Annotated in this window: 14 protein-coding genes and 1 tRNA gene; 9 read left to right on the top strand and 6 right to left on the bottom strand. The window is 52.3% G+C overall.

Annotation, left to right across the window (positions count from 1 at the left end; genetic code table 11):
• Window positions 1-134 precede the first annotated feature (134 nt).
• The 4 genes from ilvN (at window position 135) to pssA (ending at window position 3,204) form a co-directional block, all read left to right on the top strand.
• Window positions 135-620, top strand: coding sequence for an acetolactate synthase small subunit (ilvN, locus tag AC2VLY_RS06920; RefSeq protein ID WP_075323110.1), 486 nt, complete (start codon window positions 135-137; stop codon window positions 618-620).
• A gap of 45 nt (window positions 621-665) precedes the next feature.
• Window positions 666-1,682, top strand: a complete 1,017-nt coding sequence (ilvC, locus tag AC2VLY_RS06915; RefSeq protein ID WP_300251962.1) for a ketol-acid reductoisomerase — start codon at window positions 666-668, stop codon at window positions 1,680-1,682.
• A 101-nt stretch (window positions 1,683-1,783) separates the two neighbouring features.
• Window positions 1,784-2,455: a phosphatidylserine decarboxylase gene (locus AC2VLY_RS06910; RefSeq protein ID WP_075323108.1), complete on the top strand. Its 672-nt coding sequence runs from the start codon at window positions 1,784-1,786 to the stop codon at window positions 2,453-2,455.
• On the top strand, window positions 2,452-3,204 hold the full coding sequence (gene pssA, locus AC2VLY_RS06905; RefSeq protein ID WP_193649605.1) for a CDP-diacylglycerol--serine O-phosphatidyltransferase: 753 nt from the start codon (window positions 2,452-2,454) through the stop codon (window positions 3,202-3,204). The genes AC2VLY_RS06910 and pssA overlap by 4 nt, the downstream gene beginning before the upstream one ends.
• Window positions 3,205-4,051: 847 nt before the next feature.
• On the opposite strand, the gene AC2VLY_RS06900 is transcribed toward pssA, so the two are convergent.
• The 3 genes from AC2VLY_RS06900 to AC2VLY_RS06890 all read right to left on the bottom strand — a co-directional run bounded on the left by AC2VLY_RS06900 (window position 4,052) and on the right by AC2VLY_RS06890 (window position 4,973).
• Window positions 4,052-4,390, bottom strand: a complete 339-nt coding sequence (locus AC2VLY_RS06900) for a type II toxin-antitoxin system PemK/MazF family toxin (RefSeq protein ID WP_193649606.1) — start codon at window positions 4,388-4,390, stop codon at window positions 4,052-4,054.
• Window positions 4,390-4,644, bottom strand: coding sequence for an AbrB/MazE/SpoVT family DNA-binding domain-containing protein (locus AC2VLY_RS06895; protein WP_193649607.1), 255 nt, complete (start codon window positions 4,642-4,644; stop codon window positions 4,390-4,392). Before AC2VLY_RS06895 ends, AC2VLY_RS06900 begins: the two co-directional genes overlap by 1 nt.
• Window positions 4,645-4,896: 252 nt before the next feature.
• Window positions 4,897-4,973: transfer RNA gene (locus AC2VLY_RS06890), tRNA-Arg, on the bottom strand.
• 113 nt (window positions 4,974-5,086) lie between these two features.
• On the opposite strand from AC2VLY_RS06890, the gene uvrB reads away from it, so the two are divergent.
• Window positions 5,087-7,114, top strand: coding sequence for an excinuclease ABC subunit UvrB (uvrB, locus tag AC2VLY_RS06885; RefSeq protein ID WP_486921991.1), 2,028 nt, complete (start codon window positions 5,087-5,089; stop codon window positions 7,112-7,114).
• 243 nt (window positions 7,115-7,357) lie between these two features.
• On the opposite strand, the gene AC2VLY_RS06880 is transcribed toward uvrB, so the two are convergent.
• Genes AC2VLY_RS06880 through AC2VLY_RS06870 form a run of 3 tightly spaced genes read right to left on the bottom strand, consistent with a single transcriptional unit; the run spans window position 7,358 to window position 8,688 of the window.
• Window positions 7,358-7,837, bottom strand: coding sequence for a VOC family protein (locus AC2VLY_RS06880; protein ID WP_193649609.1), 480 nt, complete (start codon window positions 7,835-7,837; stop codon window positions 7,358-7,360).
• A 4-nt stretch (window positions 7,838-7,841) separates the two neighbouring features.
• Window positions 7,842-8,333 (bottom strand): arsenate reductase ArsC, encoded by a 492-nt coding sequence (locus AC2VLY_RS06875; RefSeq protein WP_193649610.1) that lies wholly within the window; start codon window positions 8,331-8,333, stop codon window positions 7,842-7,844.
• Window positions 8,320-8,688, bottom strand: a complete 369-nt coding sequence (locus AC2VLY_RS06870; RefSeq protein WP_486921990.1) for an ArsR/SmtB family transcription factor — start codon at window positions 8,686-8,688, stop codon at window positions 8,320-8,322. The genes AC2VLY_RS06875 and AC2VLY_RS06870 overlap by 14 nt, the downstream gene beginning before the upstream one ends.
• An 89-nt stretch (window positions 8,689-8,777) precedes the next feature.
• Between AC2VLY_RS06870 and AC2VLY_RS06865 the strand changes: the two genes are divergently transcribed.
• The 4 genes from AC2VLY_RS06865 to pyrG all read left to right on the top strand — a co-directional run.
• Window positions 8,778-10,085, top strand: coding sequence for an arsenic transporter (locus AC2VLY_RS06865; RefSeq protein WP_193649612.1), 1,308 nt, complete (start codon window positions 8,778-8,780; stop codon window positions 10,083-10,085).
• A 79-nt stretch (window positions 10,086-10,164) separates the two neighbouring features.
• A complete protein-coding gene (locus AC2VLY_RS06860) occupies window positions 10,165-10,836 on the top strand; it encodes a cupin domain-containing protein (protein WP_486893186.1) in 672 nt (223 codons plus the stop codon).
• 31 nt (window positions 10,837-10,867) lie between these two features.
• A complete protein-coding gene (locus AC2VLY_RS06855) occupies window positions 10,868-11,908 on the top strand; it encodes an NAD(P)-dependent alcohol dehydrogenase (RefSeq protein ID WP_486921989.1) in 1,041 nt (346 codons plus the stop codon).
• Between the two features lie 152 nt (window positions 11,909-12,060).
• Window positions 12,061-12,817: CTP synthase (gene pyrG / locus AC2VLY_RS06850; protein WP_486921988.1), on the top strand; the 757-nt coding region annotated here is incomplete at its 3' end.

Genomic DNA, 12,817 nt, shown 5'->3' with positions numbered 1-12,817 from the left:
GAGCCAGTCATCCGCGAAGCCTTACGCCTCAAGGATCGTATGGTATTCATGGATTTCCGCGTGGATGCCAAGGAGAATGTTTATCCCATGGTGCCTGCTGGTGCGGCACTTTCTGAAATGATCCTGGTGTAAGCATGCGCCATATCATTTCTATTTTATTGGAAAACGAAGCGGGTGCCTTGTCGCGGGTGGCGGGTTTATTTTCGGCGCGGGGTTATAACATTGAAGCCATGACGGTAGCGCCAACCCATGATGCCAGCATCTCGCGCATGACTGTGGCCACCAGCGGTTCCGAAGAAATCATGGAGCAGGTACTCAAACAGTTGAACAAGCTGGTTGAAGTGATTCGCGTGCATGATCTCAGTGAGGGACCACACATTGAACGCGAGCTGATGCTGATCAAGGTTCACGCTGTCGGCCCTGATCGCGAAGAGGTGAAGCGGCTTTCGGATATTTTCCGGGGGCGGATCATTGATGTCACCGATCGCTCTTACACCATTGAGCTTACCGGTCCTGGTGACAAGCTGGATGCCTTTATTCACGCTCTGGACCCGGGTATGGTCATTGAGGTGGTGCGCAGTGGCGCCAGCGCCATCAGCCGTGGGGCCAAGGCTATCTGATTTTCCTGATTATTATTCATTTTTTGTACATACGCAGAGGTTTACATGAAAGTTTATTACGATAACGATGCTGATTTGGCCCTTATCCAGAAAAAGAAAGTGGCCATCATTGGTTACGGCTCACAAGGCCATGCCCATGCGCTGAATCTCAAGGATTCCGGGGTCTCCGTAGTGGTGGGTCTGCGTAAGGACTCCACTTCCTGGGACAAGGCCGTCAAGTCCGGTCTGGAAGTGAAAGAGGTCGGTGAAGCGGTGGCCAGCGCCGATGTGGTCATGATTCTGACGCCGGATGAAGGCCAGGCCGCTTTGTATCGCGATGAAATTGCGCCCAAAATCAAACAGGGTGCGGCACTGGTATTCGCACACGGCTTTAACGTGCATTTCGGTCAGATTCATCCCCGCGCCGATCTCGACTGCTTCCTGGTGGCACCCAAAGGTCCCGGCCATCTGGTCCGTTCCACTTACACCCAGGGAGGTGGGGTGCCCAGTCTGATTGCTGTGCATCAGGATGCCAGTGGCAACGCCACCAACATTGCTCTGGCTTATGCCAAGGCCAATGGCGGTACCCGCGCTGGTGTCATCGAAACGTCCTTCCGTGAAGAAACCGAAACCGATTTGTTTGGTGAGCAGGCGGTACTCTGCGGCGGCGCCACGGCCCTGGTACAGGCCGGTTTTGAAACGCTGGTCGAAGCAGGATATGCGCCGGAAATGGCCTATTTTGAGTGTATGCACGAGCTGAAGCTGATTGTCGATCTGATGTACGAGGGGGGTATTGCCAACATGCGTTACTCCATCTCCAACACGGCAGAATATGGCGACCTCACCCGTGGCCCGCGTGTGGTGAATGCTGACACCAAGGCCGAGATGAAGAAAATCCTCACCGAAATCCAGACGGGCCAGTTCGCCAGGGAATTCATTCTGGAAAATCAGGCTGGCAAGGCGACCATGCAGGCCATGCGCCGGATAGGTGCTGAGCATCCTATTGAAGTGGTGGGCAACAAGCTGCGTTCCATGATGACCTGGATTGGTCAGAACCGGATTGTGGACCGTTCACGCAACTAAATTTGTTTGCACTTTTGAAAAAGGGTGAATTCTCTTGGGCAAGTCTTTTGCCTTGGGTGTTCGCCCTTTTCTCATGGCTCCGGTCCTGATACGCTCCGCCCATGAAAACTGACTATCCATATCCTGTTCTGGCGCGTGAAGGCTGGCCTTTTCTGCTCGCCTTTCTGATCATCGCCATTGTCTTGCAGATTTTTTTGACGGGTTGGTGGTTGCTCCTCCCGGCTATTTTTTATCTGTTGTTTTTGTTCAGTCTGCAGTTTTTTCGGGACCCGCGTCGGCCGTTACCGGATTTGTCCTCCCGGTCTGTCCTTTGTCCGGCGGATGGTCGGGTGATTGCCATTGAGCAGGTCGATGATCCTTACCTGTCGCGGCCAGCGCTTAAGATCAGTATTTTTATGAATGTGTTTGATGTACACGTCAATCGCATGCCGGTCAGTGGACGTATACAAAATGTCTGGTATTTCCCGGGCAGATTTTTTAATGCCGCCCTGGACAAGGCCTCACTGGAAAATGAACGGAATGCGATTTGGGTGAAAACTCCCGGGGGACATGATGTCACCGTGGTGCAGGTAGCGGGCCTGGTGGCCCGGCGCATTGTCTGCTATGTCCATAACGATCATGACGTGGCCACCGGTCAGCGTTTTGGTTTTATTCGTTTCGGGTCGCGGGTAGATACCTATTTACCACTGGATACGGAAGTTCAGGTGCGGATTGGTGAGAGGGTGCGGTCCGGCGCGCAGTGTCTGGCTACTTTGCCTGGGTCCATAACATGAATCCCCGGTATCCCCGGCGGGGCGTTTATGTACTCCCCAATTTGTTTACGACAGCCAGTCTTTTTGCCGGTTTTTATTCCATTGTTGCGTCTATTCATGGCCATTATCGTACCGCCGCAATCGTCATATTCATTGCCATGATTCTGGACGGTCTTGACGGCAGGGTTGCCCGGATGACCCACACGGAAAGTGCTTTTGGTGCAGAATATGATTCACTGGCCGATGTCATCGCCTTTGGATTGGCTCCAGCTATTCTGGTGCTGCTTTGGGGGCTTCAGAATTTCGGCAAATTCGGCTGGTTGGGTGCTTTTGTTTATACGGCTTGTGGGGCCTTGCGTCTGGCGCGTTTCAATACCCAGGTGCATAGTGCTTCAAAACGCTACTTTCAGGGCTTGCCAATCCCCACTGCGGCAGCCGTTCTGGCCAGTCTGGTCTGGGTGGCCGTTGGCGAGGGGTATCCCTGGCTGACTCAGATCAGTGAATATATCGCCTTGGGATTGGTCTATGTTCTGGGGCTGCTGATGGTCAGTAACGTCCGTTTTCGCAGTTTCAAGGACTTTGACCTGCACGGGCGTGTTCCTTTTGCTTTGGCTATTATTGTCGTTTTGGTTGTCGCCCTGATCGCCGTGCATCCTCCTCTGGTTCTCTTCTTTGCCGGGATTATATACGTAGCAGTGGGTTTGGTGCTGACCCTTTGGCAAATCCGCAGCCGGCGGATGAACAGACGCCGTGGGAGTCATTCGTCTTGAGCTGATTTTTATGGTGCGCCTGAAGGGACTCGAACCCCTGACCTACAGCCCTCTCCCGGCACATGATATTACCCGGACATTTGCATCCAAACCATGACTGCACACGGTGATGTTGTTTGAGGGTGACGCGGTTCAATCTGGTCATGGAGTGTCCTTTGATACGAGCTTATCGATTTCCTGCGCCGAGGCCTGCAGGCGCTCAATCTGCCGGGTTTTATCTACCAGCGCGGTGCGTAAGCGTTCAAGATCGGCGTTGAGTGAGTGAGTGAGGCATTCCTGCAATCCTGATTATTAATCAGGCCGTTAAATACCCGACATGGCATGGCGGGCAGAAGGATGGCGAAAATAGCTGTGAGAGCACACAGAAAATGCGGACCGCACAATAGTCCATTCGCTTTTGTTCACATTCAAACGCGCTTTAAGGCGCATCGCTATGCCGGTTATTGCAGGAAACACCTGCCTGGTGCCTCCAGCTCCAGGTCGTGTGCATCTGGCCGTTATGTTGATACGGGACACCGGGGTTGCACCTTAAGACGGCAGGTATGGCTCAAACACCAAGGCCTGCGCCGCTTAGCCCATCGTCACTGGCATCAGAGCATCCCTTGGGGGAACTGGAAAAAATGGGGAAGAATGGGGCTGCACGATACACGACTGCTCTAATTCATGATGACGTTGAGAATGATGGTCACAGGAGAAAAAGTGGAATACGCGCAATTCAAAATAGGGGAATCCTTTCCTGAATATGCGGCTACTTCAGTAAACGAGAGTGAATCATTTCGGTGGCTGGCGTCACTGATCCGTTTTCCATCGTTTTTCGGCGGGTTGTACGGTGAGTCTACTCATTTTGTCATTCCAAAATGGCCTGTATCTTGGTTATCACTTCGTTGACTATGGACTCTGGGACCATCTCGACAAATTTTCCGTCCCTTGCCATAAGATCAACGGTGCGGGATTGGTTACTCATCACTATTCCCTGTGTTTTAGTTCCAGACCCCATCAAAGAGACTGCAAAGCCCGCGAATCGAGCTTGATTGCCACCTTGAGTGATAGGGCAGACCCAAACCAGGCCAGAGCGATTGAAGGCTTCTCTCGATACGATCAGCACGGGACGATGACCTTGCTGTTCACGGACTGATGTCGGGCTGAGGTTTGCCTGCCAAATCTCCCCTCGCCGTGGCCACCGCATCAAATTTCTTCGATTCCTGCTGACGGCGCATCTATCCACTCGCGCTCTTCGGCGCTTATGGGCTGAGTAAAGTCACATTGAGATAGCAATTCGTCCAGGGTGTAACGCTTTTGTGTTGGTCGTGCTACCAGTGCGCCGTTTTCAATATTCAATGAGACGGCTTGACCCTCGCCGACGCCCCAACTCCGTATGGTCGTGGCAGGTATGCGTAGAGCCATGCTGTGCCCCCACTTCTGAATTTTGGTCTGATTCATGCTCGTGCTCCCATGCTCTATGAATAAACATAGTAGATTCAAATTGACTTTGACGCAGTCCAAGATCGGCCCTTAAATTTCACTAGATCTTCGGATGCAGGGAATTTTCTTCGGGTGCGCCGATTCCGTTTCAGGTTAAGGAATCATCCGCAGCGGCCGCCTAATGTTTTGCAAAAGGGGACCATAGGGGGACAAAAAACACGAAACTGCACAAACAGGAAGCTATATATTTTCATAACAAATTGATTTTTATGGTGCGCCTGAAGGGACTCGAACCCCTGACCTACGGCTTAGAAGGCCGTTGCTCTATCCAGTTGAGCTACAGGCGCATGAACAAACAACAGATGTTTGTACAAGCTGCATATTGTAAAGTAGGCATCGTGATCAGGGAAGGGCGCCGATCTGCCGTTTATTAACCAAAATGTAACCCGTGGAGTGGCCAATGGACAAAAGCCTTATTCTGGAAAGCCGCTTTTCGCCCCAGGGCGATCAGCCGGAGGCGATTCGTCAGTTGGTTCAGGGGCTGACGGATGGAGAATTTTTCCAGACTCTCCTGGGGGTGACCGGCTCCGGGAAGACTTTTACAGTTGCCAACGTCATTGCCACGACTCAGCGCCCGGCTATTATCATGGCCCCCAACAAGACGCTGGCGGCGCAACTCTATGCGGAAATGCGCAGTTTTTTTCCGCATAACGCCGTCGAGTATTTTGTCAGTTATTACGATTATTATCAGCCGGAGGCCTATGTCCCGTCTTCGGACACGTTTATTGAAAAAGATGCTTCCATTAATGACCATATTGAGCAGATGCGCCTTTCCGCGACGAAAGCTCTGCTCGAAAGGCCTGACGTCATTATTGTGGCGACGGTCTCGGCCATATACGGACTGGGTGATCCTGCTTCTTACCATGGCATGATTTTGCATTTGCGCGAATCCGATTTCATGGATCAGCGTGCGATTCTTCAGCGGCTGGCAGAAATGCAGTACACCCGTAACCAATTGGAACTGAAACGCGGTAACTTTCGGGTTAACGGCGATGTGATTGATATCTGGCCCGCAGAAAGTGAAGACGAAGCAGTGCGGGTGGAATTATTCGGGGAGGAAATTGAACGGGTTTCGCTTTTTGATCCGCTCACGGGGAAAACCATTGTGCGTTTGCCGCGCTATACCATTTATCCCAAAAGCCATTATGTGACCCCCCGGGAGAAAATTCTGGAAGCGCTGGACAGTATCAAGGATGAATTGCGGCAGCGTCTTGAAGATCTCCGCAAGGCCAACAAACTGGTAGAAGCCCAACGTCTGGAGCAACGTACCCGTTTTGATCTGGAAATGATGGCAGAGTTGGGATACTGCTCGGGTATTGAAAACTATTCCCGTTATTTATCGGGAAGAAGCGCCGGGCAGGCACCGCCTACCTTGATGGATTACCTGCCACCCAATGCTTTACTGTTTATTGATGAATCTCACGTCACTGTGCCCCAGTTCGGGGGGATGTACAAGGGGGATCGCTCCCGCAAGGAAACCCTTGTGGAATATGGCTTCCGCCTGCCTTCTGCGCTGGATAATAGACCCCTGATGTTTCCTGAGTTTGAAGCACTCATGCCCCAGACCATCATGATTTCTGCAACTCCCGGACCCTATGAAATGGAGCACTCCGGGCAGATTGTCGAGCAGGTGGTGCGGCCTACCGGATTAGTGGACCCGCTCGTGGAGGTACGCCCGGCAAAAGGCCAGGTCGATGACTTGATCAGTGAAATCCATGTAGTCATCCGCAGTGGCTGGCGCATTCTGGTTACCACCCTGACCAAGCGTATGGCAGAAGACTTGACCGACTATCTGCACGACTTGGGTATCAAATGCCGCTATTTGCATTCAGATATTGAAACAGTTGAACGGGTGGAAATTATTCGGGATTTACGCGCAGGCGTTTTTGATGTGCTGATTGGCATTAACCTGCTGCGTGAGGGACTGGATATGCCCGAAGTGGCGTTAGTGGCGATTCTGGATGCAGACAAGGAAGGCTTTCTGCGCTCGGAGCGCTCGTTGATTCAGACCATTGGCCGCGCAGCCCGGAATTTGCACGGTCGAGCGGTCTTGTATGCGGATCAGATCACCAAATCCATGACGGCGGCCATGGCAGAGACAGATCGCCGCCGCGAAAAGCAGGTGCATTTTAATGAGCTCCACCATATTACCCCCAAAGGCATTGTGAAGCCGGTAGCTGATATTATTGAGGGCGTGTATCGACGTAACGCCCAACCTGCAGCGAAGGTGGCAGAGAAAAACAGCACTTATCGCCTGCTCAATGATCCGAAAGCAGTTGCCAAAAAAATCAAGGAGCTGGAAGAGAAAATGTTCCGCCATGCACGCAATCTGGAATTTGAACAGGCGGCAGCATTACGGGACGAAATTAAAAAACTGGAAACCCGTCTTCTGGGTACCGATCTGGAAGTGTCTTTGTTAGAAGACTAATACCAGACCGGTTAGATCATTCATCCAAAAAACGGCAGTTGCCGTGGGTGCTTTTTGCTCCGTTGTTCCTCGCCTGTTGTTCCAGGGCTCATCCTGCTGTCAGGAGAGAACTCGCCCTTTGGGCTCAGACAGCTCTCCTGACGGGCGCAGGATTTCGCCAGGAACAACAACGGCTCAAAACAAAAGTCGCAGCAAAGCACCCACGGCAACTTCCGTTTTTAGATTTATGATAAATCAGGCGTTTTATTTCGGTTTAGTGCCTGGCACCAGGAAAAAAGGCTCCTGATCAGCAGGCATTTCTGCCAGTTCCGCATCAGTCAGGCGGGCGTACACTTCAATGTTGTAGCCCGTGGGATCCCGCAGCCAAAGTTCATGTAGAGGCATTCCGCGCCAGGTAGTGCGGGGTGGCTTAACAATTTCGGCACCCGCCGCCATGGCGCGATGATAGCTTTCGATGACTGCCGCCCGGTCTTTCACACCCAGCCCCACATGATAAAGACTATAAGTATCCAGCGCTTCTCCCCGGTCATTCACCAGAATAACGAGATTCAGGCACAAATGCGGGACGATGAATGTGCTGAAGCGTGCCGTGCTTTGCTTGGGCGCGACCCCCAGAAAGTGCTCGTAAAAACGGGTGCTTTCAGCCAGGTCGCTGACCCGGAAACTGAGATGAAATTCCTGGGCAGCAGGAATCATCACTGGGTTCTGATTGGCTGTATCCATGTACTCAGGGCTCCATGGTGCCAATGCGATTCAGTTCCTGCCTTAACTGAGTGGGATCTTTTTCGAGCCATTCAGCAACAGGCAATTTCAGCAAGGCTTCAATGCGGTGCCGGAGAATACGGTATGCCGTTTGAAAAGCCGCATCAATTTCTGCCTCGCTGCCGGTGGCCTTGGCCGGATCTTCCACCCCCCAATGTGCGCGGATGGCAGGCCCGAGGTAGGCGGGGCAGGCCTCGCCAGCAGCACTGGCACAAACAGTAATGACAATGTCCGGCGTGGTTTTCAGTTCATCCCAGGATTTGCTGCTCAGGCCTTCCGTGGCAAACCCCTCCTGCTGGAGAAGCTGTATCGAACGCGGATGAACATAACCCGCAGGATGGCTTCCGGCACTGGTTGCGTGTAGACGTGAATCGGCCAGTCCGTTCATGGTGACTTCTGCAAGAATGGAACGACAGGAATTTCCGGTGCAAAGGAACAGGATTTCAGGAGTTTTCATTCAGTATTTCCTCGTCAAGTGGCAGATCTGCAGGTTGGGGTAAAGAACAATTCCGGGTACCACGACAGCAATTTTCTGTCAGATAGGCGACTAATGCCCGAACTACTCTCATGTCAGCCCGATAGCGTTGATAACGACCCTCGCGTTGCACCGTAACCAGACCGGCATGTTGAAGGCTTTTCAAATGAAAGGAGATACCATTGTGGGGTTGGTCCAGATGTTCGGCAATATCACCGGAAACCAGTCCTGTGGGCTCCTGTTCAACGAGCAGGCGAAAAATTTCCAGGCGCACGGGAGAGGCTAGCGACTCCAGTTGCTGAACAATATTTTCCGTTTCTTTTGAAATTTCCATCATTCTATCCACGAACATTTCTTGTAGTATTGACAAGTATCAACGCCTCGTCAAGACTAACGTCACTTTCCAATTGTCTGGAGTATAGCCCCATGCTGGCCGTAGTCATTTTTCTCGTCACCCTGATTTTGGTCATCTGGCAACCCAAAGGCCTGAGCATAGGCTGGAGCGCCATGGGCGGGGCGGTCGTTGCCCTGGCAACGGGCGTCATTACCTGGAGCGATATTCCTATTGTCTGGCATATTGTCTGGGATGCCACCTTTACCTTTGTAGCCCTGATTATCATTTCCCTGATTCTGGACGAGGCCGGATTTTTCCACTGGGCAGCCCTGCATGTAGCGCGTTGGGGCGGGGGACGCGGTCGCTTGCTCTTTGTCCTGATTGTCTTGTTGGGTGCCTGTATTGCTGCGGTTTTTGCCAATGATGGCGCCGCTCTTTTGTTGACGCCCATTGTGATGGCCATTTTGCTCCGTCTGGATTTTTCTCCCACAGCGACTTTTGCTTTTATTATTGCTACTGGCTTTGTCGCCGATACCACCAGCTTACCGCTGATGATTTCCAACCTGGTGAACATTGTCAGCGCCAACTACTTTAATATTACCTTTTCACAATATGCGATCGTCATGGTGCCCGTTGATATAGTGGCATTGCTTTCCACTCTGGCGGTTCTCTGGCTGTATTTCCGGCGTAGTGTGCCGGGCAGCTATCCTACGGCGCATTTGCCGGATCCGGCGACGGTCATTAAAGATCATCTGGTATTTCGTGCCAGTTTTCCGGTGCTTATCTTATTGTTGGTAGCCTATTTTGTGACGGCGCACTGGAATGTACCCGTGTCGGTAGTCACCGGAACCGGGGCCTTGATCATGTTGGCTTTGGCTGGTCGCTGGTTGCAGGGGGGGCGCGATGCACAAATTCCGGTGCGCAAGGTGCTGCGCGGCGCTCCCTGGGCCATTGTGGTGTTCAGTCTGGGCATGTACCTGGTGGTTTATGGTTTACGCAATGCCGGACTGACCCATTATGTCACCATAGCGCTCCATGATTTTGCCAGCCATGGCCCCGTAGTGGCGGCTCTGGGCACCGGCTTCATGGCCGCACTGCTGTCTTCCATCATGAACAATATGCCTGCAGTACTGGTGGGTGCGCTGGCTATTCATCATCTCCCGGTCACAGCAGATCCCATGCTCCGGGAGATAATGATTTATGCCAACATCATCGGTTGCGATCTGGGGCCGAAGTTTACCCCCATCGGCAGTCTGGCTACCTTGCTCTGGTTGCATGTGCTCAGTCGTAAGGGCGTAACCGTAGGTTGGGGTCAATATATGAAAACCGGTCTGCTTATCACTCCACCCGTGTTGATTATGACCCTGTTGATGCTGGCCTGGTGGTTGCCCCTGGTCTAAGCCTCCGCGACTTGACGTTTGGGTCGCTATTTCCTAAAATTTATACCAACCAGACGGTATGTAATAACAGGAGATAGTGATGCAGCTCAATACCGATTGGTCCAAAACGGTGGTCATTTACACCCCGGACTTACCCTGGCAGGGTTCTCCGGCAGAGGGCGTTCAGCGTCGTTTGCTGGAGCGGGACGGGGAGGAAGCAGCCCGTGCGACTTCCGTGGTGCGTTATGTTCCCGGTGCCCATTTTCCAGAACACCAACACCCTCTGGGTGAAGAAATTTTTGTTCTGACGGGGACGTTTTCCGATGAGACAGGAATTCATGGTCCCGGGACTTATCTGCGTAATCCTCCTGGTTCTGCCCATGCCCCTTATTCAGATGAGGGCTGCATCCTCTTTGTGAAGTTGCGCCACTTCAATCCCCGGGATCTGCAGCCGGTACGTGTCAACATGGCTCAGGCGCGTTGGTCATCCGGTCTGGTAGATGGTCTCACGGTACTCCCCCTGGCTGACTTTGAGGGAGAGCATACCGCGCTGGTACGCTGGCAGCCGGAAACTTATTTTCAGGCACATCGTCATTATGGTGGTGAAGAAATACTGGTCTTGGAAGGAACATTTGCCGATGAGTACGGCGAATACCCCGCCGGAACCTGGATGCGGAGTCCCCATTGGAGTACCCACCAGCCTTTCAGCAAGGAAGGTTGCCTGATTCTGGTCAAGACGGGCCATCTGCCTTTGTCGGCAGATGGCAGTTAAGTACACACGATAAGTGATTCAAGGAGATATTATGACGAAAGCCTATGCAGCCCAATCATCTACCAGCCCTTTAGCCCCGCATGAGATTGAAAGACGTCAGCCTGGTCCGAATGATGTCAAAATTGAGATTCTTTACTGCGGTGTCTGCCATTCTGATTTGCACACAGCCCGTAATGAGTGGAAAAACACCATTTATCCCTCAGTGCCTGGTCATGAAATTGTCGGCAGGGTGGTAGCTGTCGGTGATCAGGTCAAAAATTTCAAAGTAGGTGATTTTGCAGGCGTTGGTTGTATGGTGGACAGTTGCGGGCATTGCAGCTCCTGTGATGAGGGTGAAGAACAATATTGCGAGAATGGTTTTACCGGAACGTATAATGGTCCGGTATTTGGCGGAGAGAATACGTTTGGGGGTTATTCCCAAAGTGTGGTCGTCAAGGAGTCTTTTGTACTGAAAGTCCGCCATGACGAGAAAAATCTGGCCAGTGTGGCCCCCTTGCTTTGTGCGGGCATCACCACTTACTCGCCGTTACGTCATTGGCAGGTTGGGCCGGGTAAAAAAGTGGGCATTGTTGGCTTGGGTGGATTGGGTCATATGGGCGTCAAACTGGCCCATGCGATGGGGGCTCATGTCGTTTTATTTACGACCTCGCCCGGTAAAATCGAAGATGGTAAACGACTGGGCGCGGATGCGGTCTGTATTTCCACGGATCCCAAACAGATGGCTGAGCAGGCCAACAGTTTTGATTTTATCCTCAATACGGTGGCAGCTTCCCACAATCTGGATGCCTTCCTGAGCCTGTTGAAGCGGGATGGCACCATGACGCTGGTGGGTGTTCCCGCCGAGCCACATCCTTCTCCGGAAGTTTTTAACCTGATATTCAAACGTCGTCAGCTGGCGGGCTCGCTCATCGGTGGTATTCGGGAAACCCAGGAAATGCTCGATTTCTGTGCAGAACACGGAATTGGTTCGGACATTGAAATAATTCCCATGGACTACATCAACACGGCCTATGAACGGATGCTGAAAAGCGACGTTAAATACCGTTTTGTCATTGATATGGCTACCCTGTAACAAGGGGTCCGAAAAATGTACCTATCGGGTCTGCTACAGCGGGCCCGGTTACCAGACCCTCCTGTTTCTCCCTTCCTGTTTATTGTTCGCGTTGTGCCTTAGGTCCGAATTGGCTACCATGCACAGCATCAAGCGCGTGCACGTCGAGACCTATGAGCAAATACATTTTCGTTACTGGTGGTGTGGTTTCTTCGTTGGGCAAGGGTGCCGCCGGCGCGGCTCTTGCTGCGTTGCTGGAGGCACGCGGGCTCAAAGTAACCATGATGAAGCTGGACCCGTATATTAACGTCGATCCGGGTACCATGAGTCCTTTTCAGCATGGCGAGGTGTTTGTCACCGCAGATGGTGCGGAAACTGATCTGGATCTCGGTCACTACGAGCGTTTCATTTCGACCCGCATGACCAAGCGCAACAATTTCACGACCGGTCTGGTGTATCAGACAGTGATTGAAAAAGAACGTCGTGGTGATTATCTGGGCCGCACCGTGCAGGTTATTCCCCATGTGACCGACGAAATTAAACGCCGGATTCGTATTGGTGCCAGTGATGCGGATGTGGCTTTGGTGGAAATCGGTGGAACAGTGGGTGACATTGAATCTCAACCGTTCCTGGAAGCCATCCGCCAGATGGCCGTGGAAGAAGGGCGCGGCAATACCCTGTTCATGCACCTGACCCTGGTCCCTTATCTGCCCTCGGCTGGTGAAATGAAAACCAAGCCGACCCAGCATTCGGTGCGCGAGCTGCGCGCTATTGGTATTCAGCCCGATGTTCTGTTGTGTCGGGCAGACCGCCCGATCCCGGAAGATCATCGCGCCAAAATCGCCCTGTTTTCCAATCTCACTGAAAAAGCCGTTATTTCAGCCATTGATACAGACAGTATTTACCGTCTGCCGTTACTTTTCCATGATC

This window comes from Acidithiobacillus sp. TH-A36 (assembly GCF_057473445.1).
This window is presented reverse-complemented; position numbering and strand designations above follow the sequence as displayed.